The sequence below is a fragment of the Lysobacter xanthus genome (assembly GCF_047159895.1).
This window is the reverse complement of record NZ_BAAGAB020000034.1, coordinates 1-16,650: the sequence shown is the minus strand read 5'-3', so window position 1 is coordinate 16,650 and position 16,650 is coordinate 1. Positions and strand designations below refer to the sequence as shown.

The window sequence follows — 16,650 nt, the reverse complement described above, 5'->3', positions numbered from 1 at the left end:
CCCTATTGGAGAACGTCATGTCCGCACCGATGCGCCGCTTCTATCTCGCGGTTGCGCTTGCACTGGCGGCGGCCGCACCGGCGCTGTCACTGCGGATGACCGGAACGCCGACGACGCCCGCCGTGGCGGCGCTGCTCGCCGGTCTGGCCATCCTCGGGGCGGGCTTCATGCTGTCCTGGAGCGTGGAGGCGGCCGAGGGCTATGTGTCGCGTGGCCTCGCGCTGGCGGTGCTCGCGCTGATTACGGTGCTTCCCGAGTTCGTGGTGGACTTCGTATACGGCTTCAAGGGTGGGCAATTGCCCGGCTCGGACTACGTGCATTACGCCGCGGCGAACATGACCGGCGCCAACCGCCTGCTCGTGGGTCTCGGCTGGCCGCTCATCGTCCTGCTCTACGCCTGGCGCACCCGGCGCCTCGGGGTCGAACTCGCGCGAGACAACGCGATCGAGGTGATCTACCTCGCAATCGCCAGCCTCTACTCGTTCGTGCTCGTGGCGAAGGCGCGCATTACCGCGTGGGATGCGGTTGTACTGTTCGCCGTGTACGGGCTCTACCTGTGGCGACTATCGCGTTTGCCCCGCGCTTCCACAGACGATGACGATGACGATGATGACGGTGAAGTCGGGCCTGCGGCTGTCCTGGAAACCCTGCCGCGTCGACAGCGCTTCACGATCATGGGCGTGCTGGGTCTACTGGCCGGCGCGATCATCCTGCTGGAAGCCGAGCCCTTTGCCGAATCGTTGGTTGATGCGGCCACGACGTTGGGGATCAACCACTTTTTCCTGATCCAGTGGGTGTCGCCACTGGCCGGTGAGCTCCCGGAGCTGATCATCGTCGTGCTGTTCACGCTGAGCTTGAAGCCCGTTCACGCCCTAGGGGCGCTGGTCAGCGACAAGATCAACCAGTGGACGCTGCTGCTGGGCGCACTGCCCCTCGTCTACTCGCTCGGCGCCGGGCACTTGGCACCCCTGATGCTGGGCGCGCGCCAGCGCGAGGAGCTGTTCCTTACCGCCGCGCAGTCCATCTTCGCCGTGCTACTGATCGCCCGCCTGAAGTTAACGTTCCGTGCCGCATGCATCTTGCTGGTACTTTTCCTGGCGCAGGTCGCGATCGCATTCGTGACGCAGGCGGATGAAGCCGCCACGATCCGCCACCTGACCCTGTTTTCGTGGTGCTACGTCGCCCTGTCGGCCGTGCTCGGCGCGCTCAACGCCCGCACCGTGTTGGGCCACGTCCGGTTCGCCTTGTCATCGGGGCACTCCCGGTAAAGGACAACGGCACTGCGTAGCGAATGCGGTCCAGCGCCGGCTAGTCCCGCCACCACGCGCCCCAGCGTGGCATCGCCCACGGCGCGTACGCCGACAGCAGGAGCGCGACCGCACCGGCCTTGACACCGATGATTCCCCAGCGGATCCCGTGGTCCATATCCCACGCGCCCAGCACCGCCAGCCCCACGCTCAGCAACATTGCGGCCAGACAGGTCGCGGCGATGGCGACCATGGCAGCGGCATCGAGCCAACTGGCCAGGCTCCGAGTGATCCTGTCGATCGCCGCCGGCGGAGCGCGAAGCCGACGCATCCAGCGCGCGACCTGCGTGACGCGGGCTAACCGTCCGAGCAGCAGGACGGCTACGACGTGCGCGATCACCCACCCGGCCACGAGCGCGAGCGCCACCGGGGCGGAGGTCACCGCGGAGCCGCTGCCTCCATCGGACCCCGCCCAGTAGCCGCCGAGGAGCGCGGCCACGAGGCCCGCCACGTAGCGAACAACCCCGATTGCGCGACCCGTCCGATGCGGATGCCGCGGTTTCATGGTTGTGGAGTTCGGGGCAGGGACGACAATGCAGTTCGCATGGTTGTTCGCGCGGAAATCGGATAGCCGGTTGCACTACACCAAGCCTACCGTCGGGGAATTGTCGGTGTGTGGCCCGACCCCGATTCGAGGCTAGGACGAACGTGATCTGCACACGCGAGCTGGCGCGCGCATCTCTCGACGCAGGATCAGGGGCCGGACGCGGGGATGATCGACAAGGTGCCGTCCGTCTCCAGCACGACGGAGTCGATCTGCGCCATGGACGACAGCCCATGTGTTTTCCGCGCGGCCGCGAGGATATCCGTCCGCTGTACCCGTGCCTTGCGCATCAAAGGCTCGAGGCACTCGCCGCGATGCACAAGCAAAAGGGGTAGCCCCTGCAATATGCGCCCGAGCCGTCGGGATCGACCCTGGATCAGGGACAGCCCGATGTCCAGGACGACGAGCGTCAGGACCGTCAGGAACGCGTTCGTCAGCGAGTAGTCGTTACGGACCAGTGCGTTCTGCACCGCCTCGCTGATCACCATGAGCAGGATGAAGTCGAACGTCGTGATCCGACCGAGTGTTCGACGCCCCGCCAAGCGGAACACGCCAAGCAGGAACGCATAGATGAGCGTGGCATGCAGGACGGAGGTCATTCAGGGCCAGAGCATCTGGGTGACGGCGACGCGCTGGCCGTCAATGATGAAATGTGCGCGATGCAGGCCAGGCGACTCGGGCTCAAGGTTGAGGTGCGCGACGAATGGCCCGCGCCCGTCTGCCTCGTAACGCAGAGCCAAGCCCGCCAATCCGGCACGGCTGGACGCCGGTTGCGGCTCGAGCGACTGCAGCTGGACCGCGTTTGCGTAGGAACGCGGGAGCACGACGACTACCTCGCGGCCCGGCCGGGCGACAAGGACGCGAACGCGGGTCTCGGCCTCCACGCGTGCGAAGCGCTCGTAATCGACTCCGACGCCGTGCCCTGCGGCGTGCGCCCGGCTCAAAGAGCCGTTGCCGAACAGCCCGCCGGCGCCTGCGAGGACTACTGCGGCAGTCAGCAGCCGGCCGCATCGCTGGATGCGCCACGTCCGATACTGAAGCGCCTCGTCCTGCTCAAGCTCGAGATGCGAGCTCTCTGGGGTCTGGGCCGTCCCGTTACCTGGGCGCGTCACGGAACTTGGCCCGGTACGCTTGGGTCGGCGGAATGCCGGGATCGGCAAACGCGGCGTGGCGAGTAGCGCGCTACACCGCCGTGGACCGCGATTGCCACGAGCACGCCCGCGCAAGCAGCAGCCGCGACGTCGGTTGGCCAGTGCACACCGAGATACACGCGCGAAAACGCCACCAGTGCGACCCACGCCCCGAGTCCCGACCGGACCAGCGCACGCCCGGCACGATGCCGCACGCTGCCGGCGAGTAGCCCCAAAGCCGTTGCGAACGCTGCAGCCGCCAACGTATGGCCGCTGGGGAAACTCGTTCCCCAATACGCGTCGACCTGCCACAGAGCCGGGCGTGGCCGATGAATGGCGGCCTTCGCGACGTATATGGCCATTCCGGCGATCGCAGGCGTCAGTGCGAGCGCCGCCGCGTCGCGACGGCGTCCCCGCCACAGCGCGACGGCAGCGGCTATGGCCGCGAGTACCGCAATCGCACGCAGCGAGGCCGTATCGGTCACAGCCTGCAGCGCACGCTGCCAATGCGCAGGCGCGTTTAGGTGAACCCACTGAAGAAGCTCGACGTCGAGAGCGGCGGTCTCGTTGCCCATGACGTCTTCGGTCAACTTGACCAGAAGCACGGCTGTGGCCAGCCAGACGAACCCTTTGGAAGGTGTTCTTCGGTCGAAAACCGAGCCGCGGAACCATCGACGCAGTGCCAGATGGGCGACGGCGATCAGCGCCGCGACGGCCACGACCTCCGCCAGTTCCGTCGAGACGGTCTCGAACATCGAATACTTCCTGGAGCCCAGGCGCCCACGTTAGGACGGCGCTGTCGGACATTTGTCGGGTCGTTTCGCGGCGGGCGTGTACGGTGTGCTGAACGGACGCCGGAGATGCTGTGCCTGCCTGGTTGGTTGCCCTGTTCGCACGGTACGGCTATGCCGTCGTCGTCGCGGCCGTCCTTCTCGAGAACGCGGGCGTGCCGGCGCCGGGGCACACCGTCGTGCTCGCCGGCGGCGCGCTAGCGCAGCAAGGCCACCTGTCGCTGACTGTCTTGCTTGCCTGCGCGATCCTGGCAGCCATCGCCGGCGACACCGCCGGTTATTGGATCGGACGGCGCGGCGGACGGACGTTCCTGCTGCGCCACGGTCCGAAGGTCCGCCTCACGCCGGCGCGATTGGAACGGGCCGAGCAGTTCTTCGCCCGCCACGGCGCCAAAACCGTGGTGATTGGCCGGTTCATTACGGGATTGCAGACGGTGGTCGCGTTGCTGGCGGGATCGAGCGGCATGCCCTGGTGGCGATTCTTCCGCTTTAACGTCGCGGGCGCCATCGTCTGGGGGTTGTCGTACGGGCTGGCGGGCTATTTCTTCGGTGCCAGCTGGCATGTGCTGGAGAAGTGGGTCGGCCGCGCGGGCATTTTCCTCGTCGCGGCGCTCGCGCTCGGCGCCCTGGTCTTTCACGTGCGGAAACGCCGCAGCGAGGCGGAGCCGAACGATACACACTTGGCGGGTTCTACCATTCAAACGCTCGCCGGCGCCGGCGCAGTGGTCGCGAGTCTCGCACTGTGTGCGACGTTGAGCCGAGCCGTCGTGGAGCGCGCGCCGGGGCCCGTGGATCTGCGCGTCAGTCTTGCGTTGCATTCTCTCGACAGCCCGCTCGCGGACGTCGTCGGACGTGGTGCCTCAATGCTCGGGCACGGGGTCAGCTTGCTCGTCATCACGCTCCTGTTCAGCGCGCGGACGTGGCGACGGAACCGTCGTGCACAGGCAATTCTGGTGTTTGTTGTGACGTTCGGCGCATGGCTGGCGTCCTGGGCCGTCACGCGTCATTTTGGTCGCGCGGGCCCCACACTCTTCGTTGAGGTGTTGTCGACGCCGCGACACAGTTTTCCCGCACGCCCCGTCCTGATGTCACTTCTCGTGTACGGTCTTGCCTGGCAGAACGCCCGAGCGCTGGGCGATCGTGCCACTCACATCCTGCGCTGGGCCGCGATCACGGTACCTGTCGTGGTAGGTACCGCCGACGTGTTCCTCGGTCGACATTGGGTTACGGACGTTATTGCCGGTTACCTCGCCGGCGCTGCAATTCTTCTGGTCAGTAACTGGCTGCTGGGTCGAGCCTGCGACTTGGAAGGAAGTGGGGCTGACACACGCGACACCGGTTAAGTCCTTCTGCTGCGCGTGTGTTAGGTCCGACGTCGCGTGGGCGCGCCGAGGCGTGTCGCGTCGCTGCAGATGTGATGCGGCCACACGACCGTGCCCGAGGCCTGCCTATCTCCCGCCGCAAGCAGTAGATGCCGACGGCGACGCGTGGCAATCCGGGCGAGTCCGCCCTCTGCAGGACGCTTCGTAAACCCTGGTCACCGTTTTGTTACCGCCAACGAATTGCCAGGTCGCTTCGAGCACGTCGTCGCGAGAGACGCCACCCTGCCTTCCCGTAATGCTCTGAATAGAAACTGTAAGGTCTCGCGGGCAGGGTCAACTTGAGACGAACGAGCGTGCCCGAACTCCTGTCCACTGGCCTCTGACTAGTCGCTACCCTGTGCCTTCACCTGCCGCCTGGCATACCGCAAAAGCTTGTCGTGGCCTTCCTCTTGCAGCTCTACCCATAAGAGAAGGAGGTCGGCGAGTCGATCGTCGTCTACGAATAAGAAGGCGGCGGGCACGCCGAGCTCCTCCGCGAGGCGCTTGACCATCGCGTGCGGGGGCTCGTGGACGCCCTTCTCGTACTGATTCATTCGCGGGCTGGCGGCTGACGGGTCCATCCCGACCCGAAGGCCGAGCTCGGTCTGTGTCAGCCCCGCGCGGTCCCGTGCCTGCCTCAGGCGTTTCGAGAACGTAGTCGACGGCTGCACCCTTTTGACAGTCTTGCTCACCTTGGCCATGCCAATAGGGTGAGAAAGACGGGCCGGCAGCGATACTATGGTAAACTTAGGGCGCTTACCAGCGAGGGCGGAGGCCCGTCCATGGCCCCCGTACCACCGCCTACCTTGGACGATCTGGGGATCCAAGGGTGCCTGGCGCTTGCTGCACTGCTGATGGCCCAGGACAAGCGCATCCCTATAGCACCCACCCGTCGCCACTCACTCGCGATGCTTCATGCCCTGCGTGAGCAGGGAATCATCGAAGCGCCATGGCCAGAGGCCCGGTGGGAGCTGGACCCGTCCGCGGAAGAGACGCCAATCGAGCAGATCCAGTGGCGCTATACCTGGCAGGACTATCTGCGGCCGGGTCTTCTGCTGGCGCTCGAGGACTTTCTCGAAGAGGTCCCCCACAACAATTACGGGCTCGCCTCGCGCTTCGGGTTGTGGCACGAACTCGCTGGCTCTGAAGCCGAGCGCTTCTTCGAATCCCAACTGGCTCGCCACCATTTCGACACCTCATGGGCATCCGACTTGGCGTTCGTCATCCGGGATAGTCGACATGTTCTCCCGATCGCACAGTGGCGCTACTGCTGCTGGGCAGCCACTCGTTACGGCGCCTCCTTGGCACAGCAGCTGCGTGGCACGGAGACCTCCGTCGTGCGCGAAGGGATCTACACAGAGTTGCGCAAACGTGCCCAGCGCCTCGCCAATGGAGACTGGTCAAACTGCGCATTCGTGCCTTTTCACCCGGTCCCCGAAAGCGCCGCTAGTCGCTTGTTCACGTCAAAGCTGACACGGCTGGGAAGTACTTTCTGGACGCTTCCGCACGAGCCTGAGAGCCTGCTCATCGCCCGCGCGTTCACCCATACGACGTCCATCGAATAGTCCGCGAGCTAGGCGATCTCCGAGCCGGCTACCAACTGCATTGCCACTTGACCTAGTCGGACCGCCCAGCCTTCGCCCGCTCCAACTGGAGCCTCAAGCGCCAGATTTCCTGATCTTTGTCAGCAATGAGCGAATTCTGTTCGTCGACCGTCTGGCTGAGCTTCGCGACGGTCGACTCGCGCGTACCCGACCGAACCGCACGTTGGTAAGGTGTCTGCGACGCAATGCTGCGCTGTCCGAGCTTTCGAGCAGTCGCGTGCATCACGTCTTCCGCAGCCGTTGAGAGGCCTAACTCCTTGCGGGATTGGAGCTCCTGCACCGCCGCCGCATCGCCAAACTTTCGACGGAGACTGTGATGTCCCGCACCTTGGCGCGCTGGCACCCCAATTGCCCGATACGCCTTGCCGAACGCCTGCACAATGGTCTGCTCGCCCAACGGGCGCCCTGAGGTAGCGCTGGTGAACAGCCTCCGCTCCGACACCGCCTCCGACCAGCGGTTCTGCTTCATGCGGGTCTCGCGCGCGGCAATAAACCGCGTCACGCGCGCGAACAGCGTCGCGGGAACCTCGAAGGTGTCGCCGTAACCGAACTTTTGCACTTTCGGTGACACGAGGCGGTTGCCATCGTCCAGCTCGGTCGAACGCTCCGGTGAGAAGTCGTCTATTTCCAATCCGGTGAGGGTGCCCGCGCGCCAACCGACGCGGTCAGTCAGTTCAACCCACAAGCGGTTCCTTTCGCGCACGAATGCGTCGTCACTGCTCGACAGCGCCTCGATGAGCCTTCGCTTCTCCTCGCTCGTAGCAAAGTGTTGCTTGCCACTACCCCGGCCTGATACCCGCTTGAAACACTTCGGATAGTCGGTTGCAGGGTCGCGTTTGGGCCTTCCTTGGCTCGTGCGCGTGGCGGGCTCGCAGAGGGTCGAGGTAACTGGTCCCTTCAGGCTCAGAACGGCCACACTTAGTAGCGCATCTCGCCGACACCATGCGTAGAAGCGATAGATCCAGCGCAATCGATCATTGACGGTCCGCATCGCCAAGCGCTTCTCCTGCTTCGCGCGCGGAGACTGCATGACGGCCTTCACTTCGCTGTCCCGATGTTCGACCAGAAGCGCGTCAGTGGCCGCCCACAGGTCGAGTCCCTTAGCGTCCAGGAAGCGAAGCCAGCCCAGAAGCGCGTATGTGACTGGATCGACAGCCGACCGGTACCCGGTCGGAGAGGCGACGTCACGCTTGGCCGCCGCGATGGACTCGACGAAGTCGTGGAGCGCATCCACCAGCCGCCGGCGGCGGTCGTAGAACACGGGTACCCCACCGCGCCCGTCATCGGTCCACTCAACGAGCGCGAGGGCCGTGCTCAACGGCTGACCTCGGCGAGTACCTCGACAAAGACGTCCATCGGGACCGGCCGGGTCAGCAAAATGCTACCGGTGCCCCCGTGCTGCCTTTGGCCTGCCTGCGAGACATCCCCGATCCCCCGAGCACGCATATCAAACTCCGCGAGTTCGAAGCCGTCGTTCGTTGCCGCCACGGCGTTCAGTCGGGCCATGGCATCCATGCCAGCGCGTCGAGGAAGGTAGAGGTAGCAGACGCCAGGCCCGCCTTCACGGGCCAGGCGCCCTCGCAGCTGATGGAGCTGGGAAATGCCGAACCGCTCGGCATGCACGATGATCACCGCACGCAGGTCCGGGATGTTCAGCCCGACCTCGACCACTGTCGTCGCGACGAGGATCTGAGCCGCACCGCTTGCGATATCGTCGAAGGCGACCTGCACCGTCTCGGGCTCGGATTCGCCGTGCAGCGACCGGACGATCCCGGGAAAGAGACGCTCCCATTTTCCAGCGACACGCGCGACCGACGGAAGCGCCTCGCCGTCATCCTCCTCGCTCTCCTCGCGACGCGGACATACGATCAGCACCCGGGATCCGCGAGCGATGACGCTTCGAATCTCGTCGATCATCTGGTCAGTACCGCCGCGCTCGACCACGCGCGTATGGATGTCCTGTGGACTGTGACGATGCGTCAGTCGAATGACATCCAGCTTTCCGTATAGCAAGAGCGCTTGTGTTCGCGGGATCGGAGTCGCGCTGATCTCGACCACGTGCGTGCCGTTTGCCGCGAGTGCCCTGCGCTGGTCTACGGAGAACCGGTGCTGTTCGTCGACGACACAGATGTCCAGCGGCCCCACGTCCCGGAACAGCATGGCCGTCGTTCCTACAAGCCAGTTGCTCGATTTGGCGTTCGTCCTGCTCTTGCCCGTCACCAACACGGCACCGAGCTCAGGAAACAGACGCACGATCTCTTGATGCGCTTGCGACGCCAGACGCTCATTGGGGAGCATCACAGCGGCCCGGGCACCCGCGCGTACTGCCGCCGCGGACGCCAGCTGGTACACGATCGACTTGCCCATGCCGACGTCGGCATTGATCAAGGTCGCCGACGTCGTCGGCCCTTGGAAACGGTCCACGAGCTGGGCCGCGGCCGCACGTTGCTCGTCGGTGAGTCGGAACGGCACCCGATCCAACAGATCCTGCCACCCCCCGATATCAAACGCTTGGCGCGCGGGCGGGTGCTCACCCTGGAGCTCACGCAGCTCGCCGATCGTGAGGATCGCCGAGAGCCTTTCCAGGCTCTGCTGCGCCGCCTCCCCGATCTCGGGCGCCGCCGGCAGGTGCGCTTCCCACAACAGGTCTTCCAAGGTTCCGCGCGGGCGACGGAGGAGGCGCCGGAGGTCTGAGGCGTCAATGACACCGCTCACGGATGCCCGCAGATGTGCCGCGGCGGCAGGAATCGCGTCAGGGAGCAACGCAGTCACCAGCTTTCGAGCCATGGCGACCGACAGCACGCGCGTCTTGCCTGGGTATACGGGAAGCACGTGGCCGAGTGCGCTGGCGTCGAGCAAGACCGGATTGTTCAGGAAAAGAAGGTCGCCTACGGCGGTGAGCGTGCCTGCGAGGGCCACCCGCTCGGCGCCTGCCTCTTCCAGCGCCTTTTCCAGGCTCCGCGCGTCGCCAAACACGGAGAAGCGCACCTTCATCCCGACGCCATCGACCAATGAGCCCTGAGCCTGCGGCGCCGTCGCGCGACCGCGGCGGGGGGTCCACCGGGTACGGAAGTCGCCCGCGTAACGGCCGACACAGACGACATCGCCCGTGGAAGGACCCAGTCCGAAAAACCGTTCTATGGGCTGACGTGCATCCAGAAAACGGGTGGGCAGATAGAGGGCTGCCTGCCAGAGCTCTGACACTCCGACGGCGCCCAGGCGCTTCAGGGCCCGGCTCCGATCCACGCCCGCGCCCAGTCGAGCAGCAGGATCCCTCGGATCATGGCCCCCGACCGGGGAATCGGATTGGTCGAGCATCCAGGTCAATTGCGACGTCCTTTCAACCGACTGCCCGGATGGGCCTCACTTTGCGAAGGGTCGCCGTCAGCGCAGCGACTTCCGCCGCCAACGCCGCCACGTCCCGACGGGCCTTCTCTAGCTGCTCCGACAGGTGAGCTATAGATTCCTGATGCGCGCGCTGCTCATCGGCCAAGGACGCGGTCAGGACACGCACCTGCTGGCGGGCCGCGCGATACCCAAGCAATGCTCCCGTGCGTAACTGCCGCTCGATCAGGACCTGTCCCTCTGCATCGCGTAGCGCGGCTTTAGGATCAAGACGCTTGATCGTTGCCGACCGAAGTTTCTCAAGCGCCGCCAACAGCGACGTTACCGTCGCCTTTTCCTCGGGATACGAGCCTAGGGTTTGAAACGCAGTGGCTCGAAACGGCCCGATCTTGGGATTGTTCTGCGAACCATCCCACCGGCAAAAGTCGCGCAGGCTCTGGGGATACCAATCGAATTCGTAGGGCTCACCTGCGGCAGGAGTCGCGCCCCCCCTGAATGGCAGGCCCGTCCGAGACCAGTGCTCCAACTGCTCGCGCTTTGCAACGATCGCGGCCTTGGCTGCAAGCTTGTTGGCGCTTGAAACGTGGTTCGGAGTCGTCGTCACGCGGGCTCCTCCAAAACGGCTCTATCGGGGTCTTGCCGCCACTCGCGCTCCATTAAGCGGCGCTCCATGGCCAGAAGTCCTTCCAAGGCCACAATCTCCTCCCTGATGGTCGCCGCCTCCGTCGAACATGAAGCCGAGTCCTCAGCTTCACGGAGGTGCCTAAGATCTCGCTCAACGTTCTCAAGGAATGCGACCGACGTACTATGAAATGGGCACTTAGAGCAAACGTCGATGCCCGCGTGCTCCCGGGCCAGATCCCCGCCACGGCCGCAGCTCGCGCGCGACGCGTGACGATGGCTTGCCCAGCAGATTCCGTGCGGATATGACTCCGGACTGTAGCCACGCTTGTCCATCTTCGTCTGGACCGCCGCTAGCGCACGTTCAAGGTCATCCGCGTCGAATTCCACTTTCGACACCAGGCCTTTCACCCATCTGCGCACACGACGCGTCAACGTTCCGCCTGCTTCCGCCGAGGTGAGCATGGCCCGGATCTGCTCTTCGGCATACTCCCGCCGCGCTTCGGCCAGCTCCTCGAGCGGGGCCTCGTCGTGACAGCGATACAGCACTGCGATTCGCTCGGCCTCGGCCACCATACTAGCGTCGGTGACGTATGTCCGAGTGCACTCGAGGTCCAGATGGCAGAGCATCTCTGACAGCGCCTGCAGCGACGGATTATCGTGTCGGTACATGTACAACAGCGCGAAAAGCCGCCTGAACTGATGCGTTCGCCGCCACTTTGGATCGATCTTTGCCTCTTTGAAGAGTGTGTCGCTGTGCTTGCTAAACCGGTACTCCGCCAGCTCAGCGTTTCGGTCATGCGCCTGCGTGGGAAAAACGAAGAGCTTGTTCTTTCGCCTCTCCCTGACGTCGTCGCTTCCCCGCATCGCAGGACCGGGCATCGCCACCCGTAGCCGCTCAAGTACGCCCACGACGTCAGCCGTAATACGGTTTGCCGGCATCTTTCGCCAGTCCCGCCACGTTTTCTCGATGTACATGTCGATCTCGAAGGCTTCGACGAACGGGTCGGACCTGGACACGCAACCTGCGTAGACGCCCCAGGGACGGTCGTCCTCTCCGGTGATCTCGTTTTTTCGACGGGCCTGGTTGATGCCGATCAGTACGACAGCCGATGTCTGAATGCGTTGGAGAAAGTCAGCGATTGATAGCCCGTCTGCCGAGATGCTCGCGAGGCCGATCTTCCCGCGTGGAAAGTCGAATCGGGCGGCAATCTCCGGATAGGCCTTGTTGACGACGCGCAGGCACGCCGCCGGAATGGACTTGCCATTCAAGCCTGCGGCCACGGCGGAGGCTTTCGCATCCGTCCAGATACGGAGAAGCTCCTCGACACCCGGCGACTTCTCATAGATCCAGCTCAGCGAGGTACCCAGCAGTCGCCCTGCCTCCTCGATGGGTAAGTTGGGCGTCCGCCCGTCCGGACGGCCGCCCGACGCGATGGCCGCTGCCCGCGTGTTCGGAAACGGGTCGAAAGTAAGGCGATCCAACGGCGCGGCGATGCGACTCAGTCGTCGAACGGCGACAAAGCAGTTCTTAAAAGAGGACGCGGACCATGCACGATCCTTCCTTGCGCGCTGCACCTGAAACCGAATTGAGGTATCAGGCGCGAGTACCTGTAGGCTCTCCCCCATCCAGGAGGGGTACTCAGGCTGTGTGACGACACAACCGATCTCGCGCGACAGCCCCTCCGTGTTGAAGCTGGCGAACGAGTTATTGCGCCTATGCGAAATAAGGCGCGAGCGAACATTCTCATCAGCCTTGGCTTCGTTGAGTGCAGCCCGGATCCACTGCTCTATCGGAAGGGCACTGAACCAGCCATTGGGCTGGAGCTCCCGTGCAAACGCCTTGAGGTCGCTCTCAGTTAGAGCGTTGAGATGGAGCACCCGGCGCCTGATGCACCAGGCAAAGAACCGATAGACGTTGCCCAATGCATTGCTGACGATATCAACGGCCGTATAGGCCGACGTGTCGTGAAGGGCAAGGGCGGCGTAGGCTTTGCAGACGTCCATCCAGTGCGGAAAGTCGCCAAGCTTGCATGGCTTGGTGATTGGACCGCCCACGTCGCAATTCCGAGGCAATGGAACCTCGGCGAGGTCAAAGCGCCGGACGACTCCTGACTCGCTTCTGATCAGGAGGAATGGATCTTCCCAACGACTGAGAATGGCAGGGTGAGAGATCTGATGTTCAGGCCAGTGCCCGGCCGGAGCCTCGACTTGGGAGTCGTCGACTGCGGGCGCTTCGCCCACTGCGGATGCGGGGTTCATGCTGGCTCCTGAAGCAGTTGTGCAAATTCGGAATCGGCCACGATTTCCCAGAGGGCCGCGACGAACTCGATACGCGGCCGATGCACCTTTTCGTATGCCTCAGGCGAAGACGCCCTAAGCTTCTGCCAGTTCCGGGCGTAGTAGGCGCGCTGGGCAACTAGATGACGTATGCGGAGCTCGTTGATTTGCAGCTTCCACTCAGGATCTGCGATCCACGCATCACACTCGGGCGCCGCAGCGACCTGCTTTTGAACGCCGAGCGGGAAGAGAAGCCGTTCGCTTACATCGGTCTCAAGCATGCCGCGACGCCCCACAGCCTCTGGTCCCTCGACGACCCAGACGATGCTCGCGCCCAAGCGACGCACGAACTCGGCGATGTTCGCGCGATTCAGGACCGCGATTATGTGCTGGCGGACATAGCCCGAGGTGGTCTTGATGCTCGCGTGGCCAAGTCGACCCTGAACCTCATGGACATCTTCGCTCTTGAGATAGACGAGCCCCGCGTTCTGGTTTCGCAATTGCTCCCGAGTGAACTTGAAGAGCTTGTGGAAATCGATGAAGCGCTCATGTATGTGGTGGCATGGCCAAAGGCCGAACGAAACCGTGTCGTTGCTGCTCACTAGCGCAACGAAGACGCGCTTCTCATCGGCCTGCCAGTGTTCGACAACATTCTTGCCGTGTCCCCTCATCAGCTCGAGTGCAGCACGCAACGTCCGATCCGAGCCATCGATCTCGGCTGTTTGAAGCTCTTCCGTCTTACCTTTCAGCGCTTGCAGCTCGATCGTGGCGTTGCTGATGCTGATGCCAGACGCGGTCAGGTTCCTGACGGTATGACGGTTGAATGCGGTGTCCGCTTGAATCCGCAGCTCGATAGCGAACTGCACCCAGCGTGGGACATACCAGTGGCTGAGCAGGTTGCGGAACGTGGAGAACCTGCCCTGACCCGACCTCTTGCTGGACCACCGTTCCAGGTCGGGAAAAGCCATCTGTAACCGTTCCGCCGCGAGTCCCAGGTTGATGGAGCGGTTGGTCGCGACTCGCACGCCGTGACCTTCTCGCGTGTGGTAGCCGTTCTTCTTCATGGCTACGAGCGCCACCGCCACGATGGTTTGAAGGTCTGCCATGACCAGCCAGCGCTGGAGGCACGAATCTTCGCGTGCGCCATGGGCGATGAGTCGGTCGACGTAACCCAGCGCTTGCTCGTCGAGGGGAAGCGCTTCGGCGGCTTCAGTCCACGCCCTCCACTTCAGGAATCCTTCGATGTCCTGGTCGCAAGCTGCCTTCACGCGCAGAAGTCGATCTTCCACGTGACCGATGGCACTTTGCCGAGCTCGCTGTGGCGGCCCCTGAGCGACGTTGACGATCGTGGGTCGGAATTCGGGGTTGATCGCGCCAGGATCAGGTGCGTCGCTGAGCATTCCACGCGTATTGGACACCAGTGCCTTCATGGCGCCACGCGGGAAGTGGGGAACCTCTGCGCCGATGGCGAGATACGTGCGGGTCAGTAGGTGGCGAAAGCTCGTGATGTACCCGTAGCGGGTTTTGTCGGTCATCGCCCGGAGCGCGGTAACACCGGCGAGCAGCTCACTGAGCACGCGCGCCTCCGCGGGCGTATGTCCGGATACTTTCGAGAGTATCTGGACCGCCTGCGCTCGCTGGGAGTCGTCCCTGTTCTCGCACGTGAGCCACAAGATCCAGTTCCGTAGCGCCCCCGTCGTTAGGTGGTCGCCCGGCAGCAGGATCTGGTCTATGACGGCGTCCAGTAGCCCGCCCCGCTCCACTCCGAAGCGGTGGAAGTCAAACAGGACGCCGGGGAATGTTTCACGGCCGTGCGGTCGGTGGGTCGTCGGCACGAAGCGCTTCGCGCTTTCGGACCAAGGCGAGCGCGCCGCGACTTCGTCGAGCGTCTCCTGCAGCAGCGGAGCAAGAACAGCGCCCAGGTGCGCGTCGTACTCGCCCGCGTGCTGCACGAGAGCGGGGACGTCGACACGCGGCCTGCCGTGGGTCAGGTCGACCACCGCCTTGGGAAGACCGTTCATCTGCACCCACGTGCGGATCGCGTCGGCGTGTCTGCGGGCGTCCTTCTCAGGGTCGGTACGAATGCCTAGTACAACCAGCCTTGCTTCGACGCGGGCGACGACCGTGTTGGTCCGTCGGACGTCGTACTGTTCGCCGAGGAATGCCGAGACGTGATCGGAGAACATGCGTAGGTCGGTCGGATCGCCGCCTAGAAGCGCTTTGAATAGATCCGCTAGCGCGCCCCATCGTTCCAAAAGGACTTGCTGGAAACTCACGCGTCGAGGCGCTCGCCAGTCCCCCACCCGCCCGTCGAACAGCCGTACGTCAAACTGCCCCGCCGGCGTTGTAAACGTCGTCACTCTCCGCGATCGGCCGCCCTGCCATCCGACAGCCAAGCTGTCGTGGAGCGCCAGTACAAATGCAGCGGCTAGCTCGAGGAGGAGCGGTTGGTCGGACGAGGCAGTGCTACCTTGAACGTTAAGGGTGAGAGTCGGCTCCGGTCTTGCCCCTGCGGACAACAATTTCTTCGGCCGCGCCATCGCCGACCCTTACGTTGAACAGAGCGGCAGGCTAACACTCCGCAACCGACGTCGCCCTGCACGAGCCGCAGCATCGGCACCGATTGCGCCAGGTCGACCGCGACCTCGGCGAACACGCGCGACTGCGCGCCCGTCAGCCGGAACGGAAGTGCGTCGCGGAGGCGGTTCGCGAGCCGTCCGTCCGCGAGCGCCGGCGCGAGTTGCGCGCGATGCGCATGCCGTTGCCCGCGCAGGCTGAGGTGGTGCGCGAGGAGTTCTTCGAGCGCGAGGCGACGCTGCGCCGGGTGGCGGCCCGCGAGCAACGCGGCGATGTCGTCGCCCGCCGCTGGCCGGTGCACCGTGAGCAGCGCCTGCCGCAGCGATGGCAGGCCGAGATCGTCCCACCACGCCACCGGCAGCAGTTCGAGCGCGTCACCGGGCGGCAGCCGATCGAGCGCGAGCCCGATGAGCCTTCGCAGGGTCGCGGGCGCGACGCCTTCGATTTGCGGATACACCGGATCGAGGGCACTGCCGAGCACCTCGTCCGGTTCGACCACGCGATAGCTCGGATGCACGATTTCGAGCCCCTGCGGGCCGAGCCGCGGGGTGCCGTAGCAGCGCAGCCGCGTGCCGGGCGCGAACTGCGCGACCTGCGCGGCGCGGAAATGGAAGAAGCGCAGGATCAGCGTGGCGCGCGAGTCGTCGCCGATCGCCACCTTCAGCATCGGCCGATAGCGGAAGCCCTTCTCCACGGCCTCGACCACGCCCTCGACCTGCGCGGCGGTGCCGGGCTGCAGGTCGCGGATCGGCACGATCTTCGTGCGGTCCTCGTAGCCGCGCGGCAGTTGCAGCCACAGGTCCTGCACGGCGGAGAGCCCGCGCGACGCGAGCTTCTCGGCGAGCGCAGGCCCGCACCCCCGCAGCGACGTCAGCGGCGCTTCGCCGGCCGGCGCGAGGGCGGGCGTCGGTCGCGCCGCGCGGGGCATGTCAGCCGAGGACGAGGATCGCGTCGACCTCGAAGTGCGCGCCCTTCGGCAGGCCGGACACCTGGATCGTCGAGCGCGCCGGGTACTGTGGGCCGCGGAGCAGTGCATGCGCTCGGGCGCGTGCACGGCGGTGCTGTGCTGGCCGCAGACGGTGGACGACCG

13 protein-coding genes and 3 pseudogenes are annotated in these 16,650 nt (G+C 64.7%); 4 read left to right on the top strand and 12 right to left on the bottom strand.

Features of this window, described 5'->3' with window-relative positions; translation table 11 throughout:
* Positions 1-17 precede the first annotated feature (17 nt).
* A complete protein-coding gene (locus ACY35P_RS09685) occupies positions 18-1,268 on the top strand; it encodes a sodium:proton exchanger (RefSeq protein WP_462115624.1) in 1,251 nt (416 codons plus the stop codon).
* A gap of 40 nt (positions 1,269-1,308) precedes the next feature.
* Here the strand turns inward: ACY35P_RS09685 and ACY35P_RS09680 are convergent, their stop codons facing one another.
* The 4 genes from ACY35P_RS09680 to ACY35P_RS09665 all read right to left on the bottom strand — a co-directional run bounded on the left by ACY35P_RS09680 (position 1,309) and on the right by ACY35P_RS09665 (position 3,736).
* Positions 1,309-1,746 carry a hypothetical protein gene (locus ACY35P_RS09680; RefSeq protein ID WP_462115623.1) on the bottom strand — a complete coding sequence of 146 codons (438 nt, stop codon included), beginning with the start codon at positions 1,744-1,746 and terminating at the stop codon, positions 1,309-1,311.
* A 254-nt stretch (positions 1,747-2,000) separates the two neighbouring features.
* Entirely contained in the window at positions 2,001-2,450 is a 450-nt protein-coding gene (locus tag ACY35P_RS09675; protein WP_462115622.1) for a DUF421 domain-containing protein, read from the bottom strand.
* Positions 2,451-2,963 (bottom strand): hypothetical protein, encoded by a 513-nt coding sequence (locus tag ACY35P_RS09670; RefSeq protein ID WP_462115621.1) that lies wholly within the window; start codon positions 2,961-2,963, stop codon positions 2,451-2,453.
* Positions 2,960-3,736: a phosphatase PAP2 family protein gene (locus ACY35P_RS09665; protein ID WP_462115620.1), complete on the bottom strand. Its 777-nt coding sequence runs from the start codon at positions 3,734-3,736 to the stop codon at positions 2,960-2,962. The genes ACY35P_RS09670 and ACY35P_RS09665 overlap by 4 nt, the downstream gene beginning before the upstream one ends.
* Before the next feature lie 110 nt (positions 3,737-3,846).
* Here ACY35P_RS09665 and ACY35P_RS09660 point away from each other — a divergent pair, with 110 nt between their 5' ends.
* Positions 3,847-5,115, top strand: coding sequence for a VTT domain-containing protein (locus ACY35P_RS09660; protein ID WP_462115619.1), 1,269 nt, complete (start codon positions 3,847-3,849; stop codon positions 5,113-5,115).
* Positions 5,116-5,477: 362 nt separating this feature from the next.
* Here the strand turns inward: ACY35P_RS09660 and ACY35P_RS09655 are convergent, their stop codons facing one another.
* Complete coding sequence (locus tag ACY35P_RS09655; RefSeq protein WP_462115618.1) at positions 5,478-5,834, bottom strand: helix-turn-helix domain-containing protein; 357 nt, start codon at positions 5,832-5,834, stop codon at positions 5,478-5,480.
* Positions 5,835-5,987: 153 nt separating this feature from the next.
* Here ACY35P_RS09655 and ACY35P_RS09650 point away from each other — a divergent pair, with 153 nt between their 5' ends.
* Positions 5,988-6,698, top strand: a complete 711-nt coding sequence (locus tag ACY35P_RS09650) for a hypothetical protein (RefSeq protein WP_462115617.1) — start codon at positions 5,988-5,990, stop codon at positions 6,696-6,698.
* A 52-nt stretch (positions 6,699-6,750) separates the two neighbouring features.
* Here ACY35P_RS09650 and ACY35P_RS09645 read toward each other — a convergent pair whose 3' ends face one another.
* The 7 genes and pseudogenes from ACY35P_RS09645 to ACY35P_RS09615 form a co-directional block, all read right to left on the bottom strand.
* Positions 6,751-8,055, bottom strand: coding sequence for a hypothetical protein (locus tag ACY35P_RS09645; protein WP_462115616.1), 1,305 nt, complete (start codon positions 8,053-8,055; stop codon positions 6,751-6,753).
* Positions 8,052-10,055: a helicase-related protein gene (locus ACY35P_RS09640; RefSeq protein ID WP_462115634.1), complete on the bottom strand. Its 2,004-nt coding sequence runs from the start codon at positions 10,053-10,055 to the stop codon at positions 8,052-8,054. Before ACY35P_RS09640 ends, ACY35P_RS09645 begins: the two co-directional genes overlap by 4 nt.
* Positions 10,056-10,077: 22 nt before the next feature.
* Positions 10,078-10,686: a hypothetical protein gene (locus ACY35P_RS09635; protein ID WP_462115615.1), complete on the bottom strand. Its 609-nt coding sequence runs from the start codon at positions 10,684-10,686 to the stop codon at positions 10,078-10,080.
* A complete protein-coding gene (locus tag ACY35P_RS09630; RefSeq protein WP_462115614.1) occupies positions 10,683-12,965 on the bottom strand; it encodes a site-specific integrase in 2,283 nt (760 codons plus the stop codon). Before ACY35P_RS09630 ends, ACY35P_RS09635 begins: the two co-directional genes overlap by 4 nt.
* Positions 12,962-15,169, bottom strand: a complete 2,208-nt coding sequence (locus ACY35P_RS09625; RefSeq protein WP_462115613.1) for a hypothetical protein — start codon at positions 15,167-15,169, stop codon at positions 12,962-12,964. The genes ACY35P_RS09630 and ACY35P_RS09625 overlap by 4 nt, the downstream gene beginning before the upstream one ends.
* 392 nt (positions 15,170-15,561) lie before the next feature.
* Positions 15,562-16,488 (bottom strand): annotated as a pseudogene (locus ACY35P_RS09620) (ATP-dependent DNA helicase RecG); the annotation flags it as partial.
* Position 16,489: 1 nt separating this feature from the next.
* Positions 16,490-16,573 (bottom strand): annotated as a pseudogene (locus ACY35P_RS09615) (RidA family protein); the annotation flags it as partial.
* Between ACY35P_RS09615 and ACY35P_RS09610 the strand changes: the two are divergent.
* A pseudogene (locus ACY35P_RS09610) lies at positions 16,565-16,650 on the top strand (translesion DNA synthesis-associated protein ImuA); the annotation flags it as partial. The pseudogenes ACY35P_RS09615 and ACY35P_RS09610 sit on opposite strands and share 9 nt — an antisense overlap.